Here is a 19,065-nt window from a genome sequence, read left to right as displayed (position 1 = left end):
GCAAGGCCGTTCCGAAAGGCTGTCATGACAGCGTCAGCATCAGAAACTGGCTTTGACCGATACCATGAAGTTGCGTGGCTCACCGTAATAGTTGCCGAAGGTTTCGGTGCCGATGCTGGCGTAGTAGCGCTTGTCGAACAGGTTGTTACCGTTGAGCGCTACCGACCAGGTGTCATCGATGCGATAACCGATACGCCCATTCCAGATCGCATAGCCCGCCTGGTCGATTTTTTCGCCACTGGCGGGCGAGACGCGGAAGTTGTCGCTTTGCGCGTTGACCCCGGCACCGATAGACAACCGCTCTAACGCGCCGCTCAGGGTGTACTCGCCCCACAGGCGCAACACATGCCGAGGCACGTAGCTGTTGAACGCCGCTCCGTTCAGGCTGCTGTCGATGTCGTCCAGGGTCTTGGTCTGGGTGTAGGTGTATCCCGCAAGCAGTTGCAGGCGCTCGATGATTTCCCCACTGAGCTCCGCCTCGAAACCTTGCGCACGTACCCTGCCGGCGTTGACGTAGCAGTAACCATCGGATGACGGGCATGACGAGTTGTAATCGGTCTGCGCCTGGTCTTTCTGAATAGTACGGAACAGGTTGAAGGCGCCGTTCAGTCGCCCCTCCAGCCAGGCCCCCTTGATCCCCAATTCATAGCTCTGGCCCACAAGCGGCTTGAGCGCGGAACCGTCTTCAGACCGGTAGTTGCCTTGCGGAGTGAAGATGTCCGAGTAACTGGCGTAAGCGGTAAGGTTTTCGTTCAAGTCCAGCAGTACCCCGGCGAAGGGCGTGACCTGCCCGGTCTCGCGGGTGCTGGAATGCTCCGACGTACCGGTGTTGATAAAGTCGGAGTCGGTCGTGGAGGTGTACCAGCTCACCCGGCCGCCAACCACCAGGGTCAGTGGGTCGGCCAGTTTCAAACGCAGGGTCGAGTAGAGGCCTTTTTGTGTAGTCTTGGACTTCACCGGCCCGCCGCGAGATGAGTTGTCGATGAAGTAGCTGTCGTCGGGCTCAGGGATGAACTTGTCGGGGTTGAATACATTCTGGCGCTGCGGCAGAAAGGCCACTGAGTAGAAGTCGTCCTTGTTCGAACGGCTCGCATTCATGCCTAGCACCAGTTCATGTTGTTGGCCAAACGCATCGAATGTGCCACCGACGTAGGCGTCCAGGCCGTAATCGACCTGGTCGTAGTCATACATGCTGCCCAGCATGCCAGTGGTATTGGTACCGGGCGTCACTGCACCTGAGGCAAACGCGTACTTGATGTCCTGGGTGTTCTTCGTATAGACGCTGGCAACCTTGAGTTTCCAGTCTTCGTTAAGCTGATGGGACACATCACTGAACACGGTGGTGCGCTGGCTGCGCCAGGTGTTCCATGAGGGGTCCAGGCAGGTTGAGCGGCTCAGCTTCAAGTCGCTGCGATCGCGGTAGCGCGGCAGGCCACCCCAGCATGGGTTGGCATCCACGTCTTCATAGGCAACGCCCAGCCCCAGGGTGGTGTCGGCATTCAGATCGAAGTCGAGCGCACCGTAATACACCTGATCTTTGCGGTTGGCGTCGTCCACGAAATAGTGGCGGCTTTGTTCGGCGATCACTGCCCGGCCGCGCAGAGTGCCGGATGCGTTCAGCGGGCCGCCGGTGTCCAGTTGCCCGCGGTAGTTGTCCCAACTGCCGCCGGACAGGGTGATGTCGGTATGCGCAGCTGCCAGGCCGCGCTTGCGCACGAAATTCACCCCGCCGGCAGTGCCGCCGGAGCCTTTCATCATGCCCGCTGCGCCGCGCAGCACTTCGACCCGGTCGTAGTACGCCATGTCGCTGCTGAAACTGTCGGCCTGGACATAGAGGTTGCCCATGTCCAGCGGCACACCGTCGTACTGATACTGGCCCGACATGCGGAACCCGCGTGAATAGAAGTATTTGCCACCCATGGTCGAGTCGTACACGGTAATGCCGGGCGTCTTCTCCATGACCTGGTCGATGGTGTACAGGTTCTGGTCGTCCATCATCTTGCGGGTCATTACCGTCACCGACTGTGGCGTCTCTTTGAGCGAGTGCTCACCTTTGCCTATGGTGACCGCGCCCGTGGTGTACGAGCCGCTGTTCTCTGTCGTGGCGCCCAGCACCTGGCCGGTGATGTTGGTGGCACCAAGTTCCATTGCCGAACCAGCGGAAGGCACTTCCCGCAGTACATAGGTGCCGTTGGACTGCGCCTGGGCTTGCAGGCCGCTGCCGGCCAGAATCCGGCTAAAGCCTTCAATGACACCGAAGGTACCTTTGAGCCCCGAGGAGCTAAAGCCGTCTGTTTGCCTGGCATCAAACGAAATCGCCGCCCCCGCCGCGCTGGCGAAGTGGCCAAGGACTTCGGTCAGGCTGCCACCAGGGATGTCGAACGACCGCACTGCGCTGTGCTGGGCCGCCACGGCTGCCTCGACCGTTGCTGTGGACCAGGCTCCGACAGTGGTTACTGCCAGCAGCGCGACTTTTACCGCGGTCGCCAGACGACCACGCTTGAATACCTCAGACATCCTAATCCCCCCCTGAAAATGATCGATGACACCCAATGGGGGATGAGCCGAACGATGCGTAAGAAAAGTGCAAAAAAGAATTTTTTAATTACTGAGGCGGGACGACAGGAGGCGACACATTGACCCAGAAACGGCTGTAACGCGTGACGCGTAATGAAAGCCCGCTTTCCAGCGCAGCCAACGCCAGGTCGGTGTCATCGATTGGGAACGCGCCAGAGACCCTCATTTGCGCAATACGCGGATCACAGCGCAGCACGCCGGTGCGGTAGCGCGACAGGTCGGAAAGCAGTTCGACCAGGGGGCGATCAATGGCAATGATGCTGCCGTGTTGCCAGGCTCCCACCGTAGCGTCATTACGCCGTAGCTGCCCCACCGTGAGGTCGGTGAAGGCGATGGATTGCCCGGCCTCAACGCGCACTGTCAATGCGCTGCTGGACGCTCTGACTTCTACCGCTTTCTCCAGGACTGCCACCTCACCGCCCAGCGCTTGTGTGCGAACGATAAAGCGCGTGCCCAGCGCCCGGACCTCGCCATGTGTGGTGCTTACCTTGAATGGCCGCTGTGCTGGGTCGTTAGCGGTCGATACCAGAATTTCACCGCGAAGCAGTTCCAGCACCCGTTGCTGGCCGTCGTACTTGAGGTTTACAGAGGTGTCGGTGTTCAGCAGCAGTGAACTGCCATCGGCCAAACGAAAGGTACGGCGCTCACCCACTGCGGTGCGGTAATCGGCAAACAGCTGTTGCGAGCTGTTGCTACGCCACCCCAGCCAGCCCAGCGAGGTGGCTGGCACTAATACCAATACGCTGCGTAACAGCTGCCGGCGGGAACGTGCGGCACCACGCAGGGCGGGTGCGGCCAGCGCACCCGGCACGCTTGCCATCTGCTCCCCCACAGCGGTCATCCGCTGCCAGGCTTGGCGATTGACCGGGTCGGCAGCCAGCCAGTCGTTCCAGGCGCTGCGATCGGCGTCGGTGGCGATGCCAGACTGCAGCCGCGCGTACCAGCGGGCTGCTGCACTGATGGCCTGCAACTCGGCGGGCGAAAGGCTCATGCCAATTGCATCTGCATCAAACAGCAATGCTCCATTGCCTTTGCCATGTAGTTGTTGACGCTGCGCACGCTGATGTTCAGCTGCTCGGCAATCTGCGGGTAGGTCAGCCCGTCGAATTGCGACAGCATGAACACCTGCCTGACCTTCGGCCCCAGCCCTTGCAACAGGCGATCGATTTCTACCAGTGCCTGCAACATGATCGCCTGCTCTTCCAGCGACGGGTGCTGTGCTTGCGGCAAGGCTGCCAAGGTTTCCAGGTATGCCTGTTCCAGTGAGCGCCGACGAAACAGGTCGATCAGCAAGCCCTTGGCGATCCTCGACAAGTACGGGCGCGGCTCGCGAATGTCCAGTGCGCTGCGTGCCTTGATCACCCGCACGAACGTATCCTGCGTCAGGTCCGCGGCATCGAATGCGTTGCCAAGCCTCTTGCGTAGCCAGCCATTGAGCCAGCTGTGATGCTCGCAATACAGGTGATTGACGGCGCTACGCAGAGAGAGGTCGTTGGCGGGCATTTTGGATGGAATGGTTCGCGATTGGTAATGAATCTTATTGTCGTGCGTGGTGGAGGTGTTTGCAATAGCAAAGGTTTGCCCGAAGGCTACGCCTTTCGCGCCTTAGGCCCACGGGCGTTGTCGTACACCGTGACAAGCACGTAGGCCACCTTCCTGATTGCTTTGCCAGAGGCTTTTAGCTGGTAAAACAGCTCCTCCAGGGATTCGAACTCATGCATCAAGGCTATTATCAGAGCCGAGACGGGCGATCTAGGCGGCAGCGAAACAGCCTGCTGCTCCGTGCTCTGGGCGCACAACCTCTGCCTTGATACGGGTAAAACCATCAGGCCCTGGAAGGCAGTCACCGTTCAGTGTCATGACGCAAAAACGCCGCCTCCAGCAGTTGCTGCGTATAAGCATGCTGGGGTGAATGGAAGATCTGCTGAGCCTCGCCTTGCTCCACAACATGCCCCTGCTTGATCACCATCAGTTGGTGACTCAACGCTTTGACCACGGCAAGGTCATGGCTGATGAACAGGTAGGTGAGGTTGTACTTGTGCTGCAAGTTGCGCAGCAATTCCACCACCTGCCGCTGCACCGTACGATCCAGCGCAGACGTCGGCTCATCCAGCAGAATCAACGCCGGCTTGAGCACCAGCGCCCGGGCGATGGCGATACGTTGACGTTGCCCACCCGAAAACTCATGCGGGTAGCGGTGGCGCGTGCGTGGGTCCAGGCCTACCTCTTCCAGCGCCGCGATAATTGCCGCTTCCTGTTCTGCGGCTGTACCAATCTTGTGAATCCGCAGCCCCTCACCAACGATATCCGCCACACACATACGTGGGCTGAGGCTACCAAAGGGGTCCTGAAACACCACTTGCATCTCACGTCGCAGTGGCCGCACCTGCTTCTGGTTCAAGCCTTCCAGCGCCTGGCCATGGAAGCGGATGCCCCCCTGGCTCGAAATCAGGCGCAAGATCGCCAGCCCCAGCGTCGACTTGCCAGATCCCGACTCACCCACGATCCCCAGTGTCTGCCCTTGCGGCAAGCTGAAGTTGATCCCGTCCACCGCCTTCACATGGTCAACCGTCTTGCGCAGCAAGCCTTTCTTGATCGGGAACCATACCTTCAGGTCGTTCACTTCCAGCAGCGGTGCGCCAACCGGGTTATGTGCCGGCAAGCCGCTGGGCTCGGCATTGATCAGCATCTGTGTGTAATGGTGCTGCGGCGCACTGAACAGCGTCGCGCAATCGGCCTGCTCGACAATCTGCCCACGCTGCATCACGCAAACACGGTGGGCAATGCGCCTTACCAGGTTCAGGTCATGGCTGATCAGCAGCAATGCCATGCCCAACCGCGCCTGCAGTTCCTTGAGCAGCTCCAGAATCTTCAGTTGCACGGTCACGTCGAGTGCGGTGGTAGGTTCATCGGCAATCAGCAACTCCGGCTCATTGGCCAGCGCCATGGCGATCATCACCCGCTGCCGCTGGCCACCGGACAGCTCGTGGGGCAGGGCCTTCAGGCGCTTGCGCGGCTCGGGAATGCCCACCAGCTCCAGCAACTCCAGCGTGCGCGCAGTGGCTTGCTTGCCGGTGAGGCCCTTGTGCAGCAGCAGGATTTCGTTGATCTGCTTTTCGATGCAGTGCAGCGGGTTCAGCGAGGTCATCGGCTCCTGGAAGATCATCGCGATGCGGTTGCCGCGAATCTTCTGCATGGCCTTCTCACCTTGCTGCAGCAGGTCGTTGCCTTCATAGCCGATGCTGCCGCTGGGATGGCGTGCAAGTGGATAGGGCAGCAGGCGCAGAATCGAGTGGGCGGTAACGGACTTGCCCGAACCGCTCTCGCCGACCAGCGCCAGGGTCTCACCCTTGCGGATGTCGAAGCTGATGCCATCGACCACACGGTTGACCTGTTCGCCGGTAACGAACTCCACCGCCAGGTCGCGCACTTCGATCAGGTTCTGTTCACTCATCTCACTTCCTCGGGTCGAAGGCATCGCGGGCGGATTCGCCGATGAATACCAGCAGGCTCAGCATGATCGCCAATACGGCAAAGGCGCTGATGCCCAGCCATGGCGCCTGCAGGTTGGACTTGCCTTGGGCCACCAGTTCGCCCAGCGACGGCGCGCCCGGTGGCAGGCCGAAACCGAGGAAGTCCAGGGCGGTCAGGGTGCCGATGGCACCGGTGAGGATGAAGGGCATGAAGGTCATGGTTGAAATCATGGCGTTGGGCAGGATGTGCCGGTACATGATCGCGCCATTGCGCATCCCTAGGGCACGGGCGGCGCGCACGTACTCGAGGTTGCGCCCGCGCAGGAACTCGGCACGCACCACGTCGACCAGGCTCATCCACGAAAACAGCAGCATGATGCCCAGCAACCACCAGAAGTTGGGCTGCACGAAGCTGGCAAGGATGATCAGCAGGTACAGCACCGGCAAGCCGGACCAGATCTCCAGAAAGCGCTGGCCGGCAAGGTCCACCCAGCCACCGTAAAAGCCCTGCAGGGCACCGGCGATGACGCCGATGATGGAACTGAGGATGGTCAGGGTGAGGGCGAACAGCACCGAAATGCGGAAGCCGTAGATCACCCGCGCCAGTACATCACGGCCCTGATCGTCGGTGCCCAGCAGGTTGTCCGCCGAGGGTGGCGCAGGGGCGGGTACGCGCAGGTCGTAATTGATGCTCTGGTAGCTGTACGGGATCGGGGCCCACAGCACGAAGCTGTCTTTTTTGGCCAGTAGCTCCCGGATATACGGGCTCTTGTAGTTGGCCTCCAGTGGGAACTCGCCGCCGAAGGTGGTTTCCGGGTAGCGCTTGAAGGCCGGGAAAAACCACTCGCCGTCGTAGCGCACGGCAATCGGTTTGTCGTTGGCGATCAGCTCGGCGCCCAGGCTCAGGCCGAACAGGATGAGGAACAGCCACAGCGACCACCAGCCGCGTCGGTTGGCCTTGAAGCGCTCGAAGCGCCGACGGTTGAGAGGGGACAAGGCCATGTCAGTGCTCCCGGCTGGCGAAGTCGATGCGCGGATCGACCAAGGTGTAGGTGAGGTCGCCGATCAGTTTCACCACCAGCCCTAGCAGGGTGAAGATGAACAAGGTGCCGAACACCACCGGGTAGTCGCGGTTGATGGCCGCCTCGAAACTCATAAGGCCCAGGCCGTCGAGGGAGAAAATCACCTCGATCAGCAGGGAGCCGGTGAAGAAGATGCCGATGAACGCCGAAGGGAAGCCCGCGATCACCAGCAACATGGCGTTGCGGAACACGTGGCCGTACAGCACCCGCGAGCGGCTCAGGCCTTTGGCTTTGGCGGTGACCACGTATTGCTTGTTGATCTCGTCGAGGAAGCTGTTCTTGGTCAGCAGGGTCATGGTGGCGAAGTTGCCGATCACCAGGGCGGTGATCGGCAGCACCAGGTGCCAGAAGTAGTCGAGCACTTTGCCGGTGGTGGACAGCTCGTCGAAGTTGTTCGAGGTCAGGCCGCGCAGCGGGAACCAGTCGAAGTAGCTGCCGCCGGCGAACAGCACGATCAGCAGGATGGCGAACAGGAACGCCGGGATGGCATAGCCGACGATGATCGCCGAGCTGGTCCAGACGTCGAAGTGGCTGCCGTGGCGCACCGCCTTGGCGATACCCAGGGGGATCGACACCAGGTACATGATCAGCGTGCTCCACAGCCCGAGCGAAATCGACACCGGCATCTTCTCGGCGATCAGGTCGATGACCTTGGCATCGCGAAAGAAGCTCTCGCCGAAGTCCAGCTGGGCATAGTTCTTGACCATGATCCATAAACGCTCGGGGGGCGACTTGTCGAAGCCGTACATGCGCTCGATTTCGGCGATCAGGGCAGGGTCGAGGCCCTGGGCACCGCGGTAGTTGGAGCCGGCCACGGAGACTTCGGCGCCGCCGCCGGCAATCCGGCTGGTTGCGCCCTCGAAACCTTCGAGCTTGGCGATCATCTGTTCCACCGGGCCGCCGGGGGCGGCCTGGACGATGATGAAGTTGATCACCAGGATGCCGAACAGGGTCGGGATGATCAGCAGCAGGCGACGCAGGATGTAGGCCAGCATGTCAGTTGGCCTCTTGCGCAGGCGCTTCGGACACGGCTGGCGTCACCTCGGGCTTGATCCACCAGGTGTCGATGCCGATGTCGTACTTGGGCGAAACCTTGGGGTGGCCGATGTGGTTCCAGTAGGCCACGCGCCAGGTCTTAATGTGCCAGTTGGGGATCACGTAGTAACCCCACAGCAGCACGCGGTCCAGGGCGCGGGCGTGGTTGATCAGGCTCTGTCGGGAATCGGCGTTGATCAGCGCTTCGACCAGTTGGTCGATGGCCGGGTCCCGCAGGCCCATGAAGTTGCGGCTGCCGGGGTTGTCGGCAGCGGCACTGGACCAGAACTCGCGCTGCTCGTTGCCTGGGGAGCTGGACTGCGGATAGCCACTGACGATCATGTCGAAGTCACGCGAGCGCAGGCGGGTGATGTACTGGGAAACGTCGACGCGGCGGATGTTCAGGTCGATGCCAAGGTCGGCCAGGTTGCGTTTGAACGGCAGCAGGATGCGCTCGAATTCGGTCTGGGCCAGCAGAAACTCGATGGACACCGGTTTGCCGTTCTTGTCGACCATCTTGTCGTCGACGATCTTCCAGCCAGCGTCCATCAGCAGCTTGTAGGCCTGGCGCTGCTGTTCGCGGATCATGCCGCTGCCGTCGGTGACCGGGTTGTGGAAAGCCTCGCTGAACACCTGTTCGGGGACCTTGCCGCGCATAGGCTCGAGGATTTTCAGCTCGTCAGGCGAGGGCAGGCCCTGGGCGGCCATTTCGGAGTTTTCGAAGTAGCTGCCGGTGCGGGTGTAGGCGCCGTTGAACAACTGCTTGTTGGTCCACTCGAAGTCCAGCAGCAGGCTCAGCGCCTGGCGCACGCGGATGTCCTGAAACACCGGTTTACGCAGGTTGAAAATGAAACCCTGCATGCCTGTGGGGTTGCCGTTGGGCAGCTCTTCCTTGATCAGGCGGCCATCGCGTACGGCGGGAACGTTGTAGGCGGTGGCCCAGTTTTTCGCGCTGGTCTCAAGGCCATAGTCGAACTGGCCGGCCTTGAGTGCTTCCAGCGCGACGGTGTTGTCGCGGTAGGAGTCGAAGGTCATGGCGTCAAAGTTGAACTGGCCGCGGTTGAGCGGCAGGTCCTTGGCCCAGTAGTCCTTGACCCGCTCGTAGCGGATCGAGCGGCCGGGCTTGACCTCGGTGATCTTGTACGGGCCGCTGCCGAGCGGGATTTCCAGGTTGCCGCGGTTGAATTCGCGGCCTTCGTACCAGTGCTTGGGCAGCACGGGCAACTGGCCGAGGATCAGCGGCAACTCGCGGTTGTTCTTGTGCTTGAAGGTGAACAGCACGCGCAGCGGGTCTTCGGCGACGACTTGGGCGACATCGCCATAGTACTGGCGGTACAGCGGTGCGCCGTCCTTGATCAGGGCGTTGAAGGTGAACACCACGTCTTCGGCCCGCATCGGGTGGCCGTCGTGGAAGCGCGCCTCGGGGCGCAGGTAGAAGCGCACCCAGCTGTTGTCCGGGGCCTTTTCGATCTTGCCGGCAACCAGGCCGTACTCGGTGAACGGCTCGTCCAGGCTCTGGCGCATCAAGGTGTCGTAGATGGCGCTGAGGTTTTCGGCGGCCACCCCTTTGTTGATGAACGGGTTGAGGCTGTCGAAGCCGCCGAAACTTGACTGGCGGAAGGTGCCGCCCTTGGGCGCGTCGGGGTTGACGTAGTCGAAGTGCTTGAAGTCGGCCGGGTACTTCGGCGCTTCATCATAAAGGGTCAGTGCGTGTTGTGGCGCGGCCATTGCCGGTAGGCTCAGGCAGGCAAGCAGCAGGCTGCCTGCCAGCTGGCGCAGGCGGTATGTTGGCATCATTGGGCTTTCTCCGAAGTCTTTAGCCACCAGGTATTCAGCCCCAGGGTATAGGGCGGTGTGGTGACGAAACCGAACCGGTTGCGGTAGGCCAGGCGGTGATTGTCGAGATACCAGTTGGGGATCATGTAGTACTGCCAGGACAGCACGCGGTCCAGGGCGCGGGCGGCGGCGACCTGGTCATCGCGGGTGCGTGCGGCGAGCAAGGTGTCGAGCAGGTGGTCGACCACCGGATCCTTGACCCCAGCATAATTTTTGCTGCCCTTGGTCGCAGCCTGGCTGGAATGGAAGTACAGCCACTGCTCAAGGCCGGGGCTCAAGGTCTGGCTCAAGGTCATCAGAATCATGTCGAAGTCGAACTGGTCCAGGCGTTGTTTGTACTGGGCACGGTCCACGGTGCGCAAGCGCGCATCGATGCCGATGCTCGCCAGGTTTTCGACATAAGGTTGCAGGATGCGTTCGAGGTTGGGATTCACCAGCAGCAGCTCCATGCGCAATTGCTGGCCTTGTGCGTTCACCAGGCGCTGGCCGTCGAGCTTCCAGCCGGCGCGACCGAGCAGGCTCAGCGCCTGGCGCAGGCTCTGGCGGTCGATGCCGCGGCCATCGGTGTGGCTGACCTGATAGGGCTGGGTGAACAGCTTTTCCGGCAATTGGTCACGGAACGGCGCCAGCAGCAGCCACTCCTTGCCCGTGGGCAGGCCGCTGGCGGCAAACTCGCTGTTGGGGTAGTAGCTGGTCGAGCGCCGGTAGGCGCTGCTGAACAGGGCGCGGTTGGTCCACTGGAAGTCGAGCATCAGGCCCAGCGCCTGGCGTACCCTGGCGTCGCTGAAGGTGGCCCGGCGGCTGTTCATGAACAGCCCCTGGGTCTGGGTCGGGATGCGATGGGGGATCTGGGCCTTTATCACCTCGCCACGGCGCAGTGCCGGGAAGTTGTAGCCGTTGGCCCAGTTCTTTGCCTGATGCTCGATATAGATGTCGAACTCGCCTGCCTTGAAGGCTTCGAACGCGACTGTGGCGTCCCGATAGAACTCGTATTCGATGCGGTTGAAGTTGTACTTGCCGCGGTTTACCGCCAGGTCCTTGCCCCAGTAGTTCTTTACCCGCTCGAACACCAGGCGCCTGCCGGGCTGCACCTGAGTGATGCGGTAGGGGCCGCTGCCAAGCGGCGGCTCGAAGGTGGTGGCCTTGAAATCGCGGTTTTGCCAGTAGTGTTTGGGCAGCACCGGCATCTCGCCCAGGCGCAGGATCAGCAGCGGGTTGCCAGCGCGCTTGAACACGAAGCGGATGCGCAGCGGGCCAAGGATATCCACGCGCTGCACTTCCTGCAGGTTGGTGCGGTAGATCGGGTGGCCGTCCTTGAGCAGCGTGCGGTAAGAGAAGGCGACGTCTGCAGAAGTGATCGGTTTGCCGTCATGCCAGCGCGCTTGCGGGCGCAGGTTGAACACCACCCAACTGCGGTCCTCGCTGTACTCCACCGAGCGGGCGATGAGGCCGTAACTGGAGGTGGGCTCGTCCCCGGAAGGGTCATACATGCCGGTGCCGACCATCAGTGTTTCGTTGAGCTCGTTGACACCGTACTGCAGGAAGTTCGGCGTTGTGACCGGGCTAGAACCCTTGAAGGTATAGGCGTTGAGCGTGTCGAAGGTGCCCAATGCCATGGCGCGCAAGGTGCCGCCCTTGGGCGCTTGCGGGTTGACCCAGTCGAAGTGGGTGAATGTGGCTGGGTACTTGAGCGTGCCGAACTGCGCGTATCCGTGGCTTTCGCTCACCATCGCGGCTGCGGGAAAGCTCAAGGCCAGGCTGAGTGACAGCAGGAGGGGACGTATCAAGTCGGCATCCGATCCAGAGGCGTTGGGCTTTGGTCGGGCTACAGTAACAGCTTGGCGGGGTTGGAAAAAGGGTGTGTCTGGAAGGAGATCAAGGGGCTGCGGAGCAGCCCCGGGTTGCCATCAGTGCCCCAGGTAGACGGTCAAGGTCTGGCCTGGCTTGAGGGCGTGCCCGCTGCGCGGATTCCAGCGCTTGAGGTGCTTCATCTCAACATTGAAACGTTTTGCCACCAGATACAGCGAGTCACCCTTGCGGACCTTGTACTGGGTAGAGCGCTTGGAGGATGCCGCCACCCGGTTGCCTGCCGCACTACCACCACGCAGTGCCAACACCTGGCCGGCCTTTACACGGCTACCCGATAGTTTGTTCCAGCGCTGGATATCCTTGACCGAAACCCGGTTGGCCCTGGCAATGGTGCTCAGGCTGTCGCCGCGCTTTACGCGGTAACTGCGCGCTCTGGCAGGTGCCTTGGCTTCGGCCACGGCGCGTGCGAACACGGCTTTGTTCGGCTGCAGGCTGACCAGTTGTTCAGGCTTGAGGTTGGACAGGCTGTCGGACAGCAGTTGCGCCTTGGCCGTCGGTACCAGCAATTGTTTGGGCCCATCCACGGTCATGCGCTTCTTGAATGCCGGGTTGAGCTGGATCAGTTCGTCTTCGTCGATGTTGGCGAAGGCGGCTACCCGCGACAGGTCCAGGCGGTCCTTGATGGCGACAGCTTCGAAGTAGGGCTCGTTGGCGATCGGGTTGAGGTTCACGCCGTAGGCTTCGGGGGTCAGGACCACCTGCGACAGGGCCAGCAGCTTGGGCACGTAGTCGCGCGTCTCCTGTGGCAGTGGCAGGTTCCAGTAATCGGTGGGCAGGCCGAGTTTCTCGTTGCGCTCGATCGCCCGGCTGACGGTGCCTTCCCCGGCGTTGTAGGCGGCCAGTGCCAGCAGCCAGTCGCCGTTGAACATGTCGTGCAGGCGGCTCAGGTAATCCAGCGCGGCGTTGGTCGACGCGGTGATGTCGCGGCGACCATCGTAGAAATTGGTCTGGCGCAGGTTGAAGTGGCGCCCGGTAGAGGGGATGAACTGCCACATGCCTGCAGCATGGGCGCGCGAGTAGGCCATGGGGTTGTAGGCGCTTTCGATCGCCGGCAACAGGGCCAGTTCCAGCGGCATGTCACGTTCTTCCAGGCGCTCGACGATGTAGTGCAGGTACAGGCTACCGCGCTCACCGGCGTTTTCGAGGAACGAGGGGTTGCTGGCGAACCACAGCCGCTGCTGCTCGATGCGCGGGTTGACGTCGATGGTGTCTTGCAGGGCGAAGCCCTGGCGCATGCGCTCCCACACATCCTGCGGCGCCTGCTCGGCGGGTTTGACCGCGAGCGGAACGGGTTTGTGTTTGATCCGCGCCTGGTAGCTGTGCGCGCGAACGCTGTCGGATTCGTCGAGCTGACGGGTGCTCTGGCAGCCCACCAGGGTGGCGGCCAGCGCCAGCGCACTGATTTGGGCCAGGCGCGTCAGGGCGACTGAATGAGCGGTTCTGCGGCTACGGGAAGACATCGGCGGGGACGGGTATCCGGGCAAAAAATTTCGGCGATTCTAGAAACCGCATCCCGCCGGGTCAACCTTCGAGCACATGTTGCGATATATCTTCAGGTTATCAGAAGGTGTCCTTCCAAGACCTCAAGGCAGCAAAAACAGCGACATGCGTGGTGTTTGAATGTCCCTTCCATTCGTCAGCTTTTTGTTTAACTAATGTTTCAGAGGTACGCAGAAAGGGGTTGGTCAGCCGTTCCAGGCCGATGGTTGATGGCAATGTGATGTGATTTTCGGCGCGCAGCCGGGTAACATCATCGAAACGTTGCAGAACGTGCGGGTTTTGTGGCTCCACGGCCTTGGCGAAGCGCAAGTTGCTAAGGGTGTACTCGTGGGCGCAGTACACCTCGGTACGCTCCGGCAGCGCGGCCAACCTGGCGAGGGCAGGCTGCATCTGCTCTGGCGTGCCTTCGAACATCCGCCCGCAGCCGGCGGCGAACAACGTGTCGCCACTGAATAGCACCGGTGTCGCAGGTTGGTCGCTGAAGAAGGCGATATGACCCAGCGTGTGCCCCGGTACTGCCAGAACCTGGAAGGTCACGCCCACCGCGGTCACTTCGTCACCTTCGTCCAAGGCAAGGTCGCGGCACGGAATACGCTCGTTGGCCGGGCCGCTGACCCGCGCACCGGTCAGTTTTTTCAGCCGCTCGACACCGCCCACGTGGTCATTGTGGTGGTGGGTGACCAGAATATCCTCCAGCACCCAGTCGGGATTGGCGGCCAGCCATGCCTCCACGGGGGCGGCATCACCAGGATCGACCACCGCGCAGCGGCGTTTGGCAGTATCCTGTAACAACCAGATGTAGTTGTCGGAGAAAGCGGGGAGAGCATCGATCTGTATCATGGTGCGGATCCGTATCGCCTAGCGTGGCACATGAGGCCATCTTAGCCGCGATGGCGCGGTGCGAGAACCTTCGAGGGAGAGCGCAAATGACCGACCAACCCTTTGCCCAGGCCGACCCGGCCTGGATCGAGCTGATCAGCCTGGCCCGTGACTGGTTCCACGGCCCGCTCGGCCAGCTGATGCTCAAAGAAGAGGAAAAATTGTTGGAGGAGGAGCTCGGGCGCTTCTTCGGGGGTTACCTGGTGCATTACGGCCCCTGCGCCGAGGCTCCGCCCAGCGCCCCCCAGGTACAGCGCAACGTGCGTTTGGGCGCGCCGCTGCCGGGGGTGGAGATCGTCTGTGAGGAACAGGCCTGGCCCTTGAGCGAGCACGCTGCCGACGTGGTGGTGCTGCAGCACGGCCTGGACTTCTGCCTGTCGCCCCATGGCTTGCTGCGCGAGGCCGCCAGTGCGGTACGCCCCGGCGGGCATCTGCTGATCGTCGGCATCAACCCCTGGAGCAGTTGGGGCATACGCCACTTCTTCAGCCACGGCGCGCTGCGCAAGGCCCGCTGCATCTCGCCGTCACGGGTCGGTGACTGGCTCAACCTGCTGGGCTTCGCGCTGGAGAAACGCCGCTTCGGGTGCTATCGTCCGCCGCTTGCCTCACCGGCCTGGCAACAACGCCTGGCGGGCTGGGAACGGGTGGCAGGCGGTTGGCAGAGCTCTGGTGGCGGGGTTTACCTGCTGGTGGCGCGCAAGATGGTGGTTGGCCTGAGGCCGCTGCGCCAGGAACGCCGCGAACCGATGGGCAAGTTGCTGCCTTTGCCATTGGCCAAGGTCAACCGCACCGTGGTCAGCCCGGATACCGAAAAGCACTGAACATGAGTGGTACATGAGCGATAGCGTCGAGTTGTATACCGATGGTGCCTGCAAGGGCAATCCAGGCCCTGGTGGCTGGGGTGTCCTGTTGATCTACAAGGGCGTCGAAAAGGAACTGTGGGGCGGCGAACGCGAAACCACCAACAACCGCATGGAACTGATGGCCGCGATTCAGGGCTTGATGGCGCTCAAGCGCGAATGCGAGGTGGTGTTGACCACCGACTCGCAGTACGTGATGAAGGGCATCAACGAGTGGATGGTCAACTGGAAGAAGCGCGGCTGGAAGACCGCCGCGAAGGAGCCAGTGAAGAACGCCGACCTGTGGCAGCAGCTCGACGAGCAGGTCAACCGCCACAAGGTCACCTGGAAGTGGGTGCGCGGGCACATCGGCCACCCCGGTAACGAGCGCGCTGACCAATTGGCCAACCGTGGCGTCGACGAGGTACGCGCCAAACGTTGAGCTGCGGTACAATCCTCGGCTTTGTAACTGATGCAAGTTGGAGCGCCCCGCGTGGAGCAGCAGCAAGATAAACGCCTGGTCATTCTCGATACCGAAACCACCGGCATGCCGGTCAGCGAAGGCCACCGGATCATCGAGATCGGCTGCGTCGAAGTCATTGGCCGGCGCCTGACCGGTCGGCACTTCCACGTCTATCTGCAACCGGACCGCGAGAGTGACGAGGGCGCGATCAATGTCCACGGCATCACCGACGCGTTCCTGGTCGGCAAGCCGCGCTTCGGCGATGTGGCCGAGGAATTCTTCGAATTCATTCAGGGTGCCACGCTGGTCATCCATAACGCGGCGTTCGACGTCGGCTTCATCAACAACGAGTTCGCCCTGCTCGGCCAGCGCGACCGCGCCGACATCTCGCAGCACTGCACCATCCTCGACACACTGTTGCTGGCCCGCGCCCGGCACCCGGGGCAGCGCAACAGCCTTGACGCGCTGTGCAAGCGTTACGATATCGACAACTCCGGCCGTGAGCTGCACGGCGCGTTGCTCGACTCGGAGCTGCTGGCTGACGTCTACCTGGCAATGACCGGTGGCCAGACCAGCCTTTCGCTGGCTGGCAATGGGGCGGACGGCGACAATGAAGGGCAGGGCAGCGGTGGCAGCGAGATCCGCCGGATTACCGGGCGTGCGCCTGGGCGGGTGATCATGGCCACTGCCGAGGAACTGGAGGCGCATGCAGAGCGCCTGGCGGCTATCGCCAAGTCGGCGGGCGGGCCGTCGATGTGGCAGGTATTGACCGAAACGCCTGCCGGTTGATGCTGAGTCTGCCCTGGCCTTATCGCCGCAACCTGGCTCCCACAAGCTCTTTACTGAACTGCAAATTCGCGTAGGCACCGGCGTGCCTGCGACAGGGCCGTACTGACAGCACCAGGCTCTACTACCCTGTGAAAGACGCTCTGTCCTTCGGAGGTTGCAGCCTGATGTACAAGGACCTCAAGTTCCCCATCCTCATCGTCCACCGTGCCATCAAGGCCGACAGCGTTGCCGGCGAGCGCGTGCGGGGGATTGCCGATGAACTGCGTCAGGACGGCTTCGCCATTCTCGCCGCGGCAGACAATGCCGAAGCCCGTCTGGTCGCGGCCACCCACCACGGCCTGGCCTGCATGCTGATCGCCGCCGAAGGCATTGGCGACAATACTCACCTGTTGCAGAACATGGCCGAGTTGATCCGCCTGGCCCGCCAGCGTGCTCCTGACCTGCCAATCTTCGCCCTGGGCGAACAGGTCACCTTGGAAAACGCTCCCGCCGAAGCGATGAGCGAGCTCAACCAGCTGCGCGGCATCCTTTACCTGTTCGAGGACACCGTGCCGTTCCTCGCCCGCCAGGTAGCACGTGCCGCACACAACTACCTCGACGGCTTGCTGCCGCCTTTCTTCAAGGCTTTGGTACAGCACACCGCGCAGTCCAATTATTCCTGGCACACACCCGGCCATGGCGGTGGCGTGGCCTACCGCAAAAGCCCGGTGGGCCAAGCCTTCCATCAATTCTTCGGCGAGAATACCTTGCGCTCGGACTTGTCCGTCTCGGTGCCGGAACTGGGCTCGCTGCTCGATCACACTGGCCCTTTGGCAGCGGCCGAAGCCAGGGCGGCGCGCAACTTTGGCGCCGACCATACCTTCTTCGTGATCAATGGCACCTCCACCGCCAACAAGATTGTCTGGCATGCCATGGTCGGCCGTGATGACCTGGTGCTGGTGGACCGTAACTGCCACAAGTCGGTGGTCCATGCCATCATCATGACCGGCGCCATTCCCATCTACCTATGCCCCGAGCGCAACGAACTGGGCATCATCGGGCCGATCCCGCTCAGCGAATTCAGCGCCGAGTCGATCCAGGCCAAGGTGCTGGCCAACCCCTTGGCCAAGGGGCGCGAACCGCGCATCAAGCTGGCGGTGGTGACCAACTCAACCTATGACGGGCTGTGCTACCACGCCGGGCTGATCAAGCAAGCTCTGGGCAGCAGCGCGCAGGTGCTGCACTTCGATGAAGCCTGGTTCGCTTACGCGGCGTTTCATGAGTTCTTCACGGGGCGCTATGCGATGGGTACGGCCTGCACCGAGGGCAGCCCGTTGGTGTTCAGCACGCACTCGACGCACAAGCTGCTGGCGGCCTTCAGCCAGGCGTCGATGATCCATGTACAGGACGGCGCCCAGCGGCAACTGGACCGAGATCGCTTCAATGAAGCCTTCATGATGCATATCTCGACGTCACCGCAGTACAGCATCCTGGCTTCTTTGGATGTGGCTTCGACCATGATGGAGGGGCCCGCGGGGCGTTCGCTGCTGCAAGAGATGTTTGACGAGGCACTGAGCTTTCGTCGCGCCCTGGCTAACCTGCGTGCACATATCGCGGCCACCGATTGGTGGTTCAGTATCTGGCAGCCGCCTGGGGCAGAAGGCGTCGATCAGCTCGCTGCGCAGGACTGGCTGCTGCAGCCTGGGGCGCAGTGGCATGGCTTTGGCGAATTGGCGGGCGATTATGTGCTGCTTGACCCGTTGAAGGTCACCCTGGTGATGCCGGGGTTGCGTGCCGACGGCGTGTTGGACGAGCAGGGCATTCCGGCGGCAGTGGTCAGCAAGTTTCTCTGGGAGCGCGGGTTGGTGGTGGAGAAGACCGGCCTTTACAGCTTCCTGGTGCTGTTCTCGATGGGCATTACCAAGGGCAAGTGGAGCACGCTGCTGACCGAGTTGCTGGAGTTCAAACGCCATCATGATGGCAATACTCCGTTAAGCCAGTGCCTGCCGAGCATCGTTGCAGTCGACACGGCACGCTACCACGGTATCGGCCTGCGCGACCTGTGCAACCAGCTGCATGACTGCTATCGCGTCAATGCCACGGCCAAGCAGCTCAAAGGGTTGTTCAGTCGCTTGCCGGAAGTGGCGCTCAGCCCGGCCCGGGCATATGACCATATGGTGCGCGGTGAGGTGGAAGCGGTGCCGATAGAGGCATTGCTCGGCCGTGTCGCGGCAGTCATGCTGGTGCCCTATCCGCCGGGCATACCCTTGATCATGCCGGGGGAGCGGTTCACTGAAGCTACCCGCTCGATCCTCGACTACCTGGCGTTTGCCCGCGCCTTCAACAGCGGTTTTCCCGGCTTTGTCGCCGATGTGCACGGCCTGCAGAGCGAAGCCGGAAGCTATACGGTCGATTGCGTCAAGGAATGCGAATGATCTCGACGCCGGTCTGTACCAGTTCAAAACGGTCTTCACCCAAGTGGTTGACTCGGTCGCCGATGGCCAGGCGATAGGTGGTGACCGGTGCGCCCTGTACGCTGCCGTCGGTCTGCAGGGTGGACTCTTGGAACTCGTGGACGGGGTAGATACGGCCTTCGGCGTCACGGGCGTGGAATTGGCCGACCATTACTGCTGCCATTTAAGTGAAAACCTCTGAATTGCGTAGGAAATGTCTGCAGGAATAGACCGTGGATGGTACCTGGAAGTTTTCTGGCGGAGGAAAAAAACCTAAGCGCCGAGCAATGG

At 61.8% G+C, this 19,065-nt stretch carries 15 protein-coding genes; 4 read left to right on the top strand and 11 right to left on the bottom strand.

Translation table 11 applies throughout. The features are described 5' to 3' along the window. Positions 1-39 precede the first annotated feature (39 nt). From NGJ21_RS00635 to gloB, 10 genes are all read right to left on the bottom strand, one after another. Positions 40-2,517: a TonB-dependent siderophore receptor gene (locus NGJ21_RS00635; protein WP_251961683.1), complete on the bottom strand. Its 2,478-nt coding sequence runs from the start codon at positions 2,515-2,517 to the stop codon at positions 40-42. Between the two features lie 88 nt (positions 2,518-2,605). Then, positions 2,606-3,568 (bottom strand): FecR domain-containing protein, encoded by a 963-nt coding sequence (locus NGJ21_RS00630; protein WP_251961682.1) that lies wholly within the window; start codon positions 3,566-3,568, stop codon positions 2,606-2,608. Further along, positions 3,565-4,080, bottom strand: coding sequence for a sigma-70 family RNA polymerase sigma factor (locus NGJ21_RS00625; RefSeq protein WP_115274300.1), 516 nt, complete (start codon positions 4,078-4,080; stop codon positions 3,565-3,567). Before NGJ21_RS00625 ends, NGJ21_RS00630 begins: the two co-directional genes overlap by 4 nt. A 340-nt stretch (positions 4,081-4,420) precedes the next feature. Next, positions 4,421-6,031: an ABC transporter ATP-binding protein gene (locus tag NGJ21_RS00620; RefSeq protein ID WP_046785220.1), complete on the bottom strand. Its 1,611-nt coding sequence runs from the start codon at positions 6,029-6,031 to the stop codon at positions 4,421-4,423. A gap of 1 nt (position 6,032) precedes the next feature. Next, on the bottom strand, positions 6,033-7,052 hold the full coding sequence (locus tag NGJ21_RS00615; RefSeq protein ID WP_046785219.1) for an ABC transporter permease: 1,020 nt from the start codon (positions 7,050-7,052) through the stop codon (positions 6,033-6,035). Position 7,053: 1 nt separating this feature from the next. Further along, on the bottom strand, positions 7,054-8,127 hold the full coding sequence (locus tag NGJ21_RS00610; protein WP_039603181.1) for a microcin C ABC transporter permease YejB: 1,074 nt from the start codon (positions 8,125-8,127) through the stop codon (positions 7,054-7,056). A gap of 1 nt (position 8,128) precedes the next feature. After that, the gene (locus tag NGJ21_RS00605; RefSeq protein ID WP_174142522.1) at positions 8,129-9,964 is read right to left on the bottom strand and encodes an extracellular solute-binding protein; all 1,836 of its coding nucleotides are present in this window, start codon (positions 9,962-9,964) and stop codon (positions 8,129-8,131) included. Beyond that, on the bottom strand, positions 9,961-11,790 hold the full coding sequence (locus tag NGJ21_RS00600) for an extracellular solute-binding protein (RefSeq protein WP_204918484.1): 1,830 nt from the start codon (positions 11,788-11,790) through the stop codon (positions 9,961-9,963). Before NGJ21_RS00600 ends, NGJ21_RS00605 begins: the two co-directional genes overlap by 4 nt. Before the next feature lie 120 nt (positions 11,791-11,910). Beyond that, a complete protein-coding gene (locus tag NGJ21_RS00595) occupies positions 11,911-13,332 on the bottom strand; it encodes a lytic transglycosylase domain-containing protein (RefSeq protein ID WP_046785216.1) in 1,422 nt (473 codons plus the stop codon). A gap of 100 nt (positions 13,333-13,432) precedes the next feature. Further along, positions 13,433-14,212, bottom strand: coding sequence for a hydroxyacylglutathione hydrolase (gene gloB / locus NGJ21_RS00590; RefSeq protein ID WP_196996764.1), 780 nt, complete (start codon positions 14,210-14,212; stop codon positions 13,433-13,435). Between the two features lie 86 nt (positions 14,213-14,298). On the opposite strand from gloB, the gene NGJ21_RS00585 reads away from it, so the two are divergent. The 4 genes from NGJ21_RS00585 (at position 14,299) to NGJ21_RS00570 (ending at position 18,756) form a co-directional block, all read left to right on the top strand. Beyond that, the gene (locus NGJ21_RS00585) at positions 14,299-15,072 is read left to right on the top strand and encodes a class I SAM-dependent methyltransferase (RefSeq protein ID WP_046785214.1); all 774 of its coding nucleotides are present in this window, start codon (positions 14,299-14,301) and stop codon (positions 15,070-15,072) included. 13 nt (positions 15,073-15,085) lie between these two features. Continuing rightward, positions 15,086-15,532, top strand: a complete 447-nt coding sequence (rnhA, locus tag NGJ21_RS00580) for a ribonuclease HI (RefSeq protein WP_012315304.1) — start codon at positions 15,086-15,088, stop codon at positions 15,530-15,532. A gap of 51 nt (positions 15,533-15,583) precedes the next feature. After that, positions 15,584-16,342: a DNA polymerase III subunit epsilon gene (gene dnaQ / locus NGJ21_RS00575; RefSeq protein ID WP_039602584.1), complete on the top strand. Its 759-nt coding sequence runs from the start codon at positions 15,584-15,586 to the stop codon at positions 16,340-16,342. A 164-nt stretch (positions 16,343-16,506) separates the two neighbouring features. Further along, a complete protein-coding gene (locus NGJ21_RS00570) occupies positions 16,507-18,756 on the top strand; it encodes an Orn/Lys/Arg family decarboxylase (RefSeq protein WP_204918450.1) in 2,250 nt (749 codons plus the stop codon). Here the strand turns inward: NGJ21_RS00570 and NGJ21_RS00565 are convergent. Next, on the bottom strand, positions 18,740-18,958 hold the full coding sequence (locus NGJ21_RS00565; protein WP_046785212.1) for a hypothetical protein: 219 nt from the start codon (positions 18,956-18,958) through the stop codon (positions 18,740-18,742). The genes NGJ21_RS00570 and NGJ21_RS00565 overlap by 17 nt on opposite strands. Positions 18,959-19,065 lie beyond the last annotated feature (107 nt).

It is taken from the genome of Pseudomonas sp. Marseille-Q5299 (assembly GCF_943737035.1).
GTDB classification, from domain to species: Bacteria; Pseudomonadota; Gammaproteobacteria; order Pseudomonadales; family Pseudomonadaceae; genus Aquipseudomonas; species Aquipseudomonas putida_E.
This window is presented reverse-complemented; position numbering and strand designations above follow the sequence as displayed.

Excerpts from the sequence above, each read along its gene's own strand:
- NGJ21_RS00635 (WP_251961683.1), bottom strand. The coding sequence starts at position 2,517 with ATGTCTGAGGTATTCAAGCGTGGTCGTCTGGCGACCGCGGTAAAAGTC.
- NGJ21_RS00630 (WP_251961682.1), bottom strand. The coding sequence starts at position 3,568 with ATGAGCCTTTCGCCCGCCGAGTTGCAGGCCATCAGTGCAGCAGCCCGC.
- NGJ21_RS00625 (WP_115274300.1), bottom strand. The coding sequence starts at position 4,080 with ATGCCCGCCAACGACCTCTCTCTGCGTAGCGCCGTCAATCACCTGTAT.
- NGJ21_RS00620 (WP_046785220.1), bottom strand. The coding sequence starts at position 6,031 with ATGAGTGAACAGAACCTGATCGAAGTGCGCGACCTGGCGGTGGAGTTC.
- NGJ21_RS00615 (WP_046785219.1), bottom strand. The coding sequence starts at position 7,052 with ATGGCCTTGTCCCCTCTCAACCGTCGGCGCTTCGAGCGCTTCAAGGCC.
- NGJ21_RS00610 (WP_039603181.1), bottom strand. The coding sequence starts at position 8,127 with ATGCTGGCCTACATCCTGCGTCGCCTGCTGCTGATCATCCCGACCCTG.
- NGJ21_RS00605 (WP_174142522.1), bottom strand. The coding sequence starts at position 9,964 with ATGATGCCAACATACCGCCTGCGCCAGCTGGCAGGCAGCCTGCTGCTT.
- NGJ21_RS00595 (WP_046785216.1), bottom strand. The coding sequence starts at position 13,332 with ATGTCTTCCCGTAGCCGCAGAACCGCTCATTCAGTCGCCCTGACGCGC.
- gloB (WP_196996764.1), bottom strand. The coding sequence starts at position 14,212 with ATGATACAGATCGATGCTCTCCCCGCTTTCTCCGACAACTACATCTGG.
- NGJ21_RS00585 (WP_046785214.1), top strand. The coding sequence starts at position 14,299 with ATGACCGACCAACCCTTTGCCCAGGCCGACCCGGCCTGGATCGAGCTG.
- rnhA (WP_012315304.1), top strand. The coding sequence starts at position 15,086 with ATGAGCGATAGCGTCGAGTTGTATACCGATGGTGCCTGCAAGGGCAAT.
- NGJ21_RS00570 (WP_204918450.1), top strand. The coding sequence starts at position 16,507 with ATGTACAAGGACCTCAAGTTCCCCATCCTCATCGTCCACCGTGCCATC.
- NGJ21_RS00565 (WP_046785212.1), bottom strand. The coding sequence starts at position 18,958 with ATGGCAGCAGTAATGGTCGGCCAATTCCACGCCCGTGACGCCGAAGGC.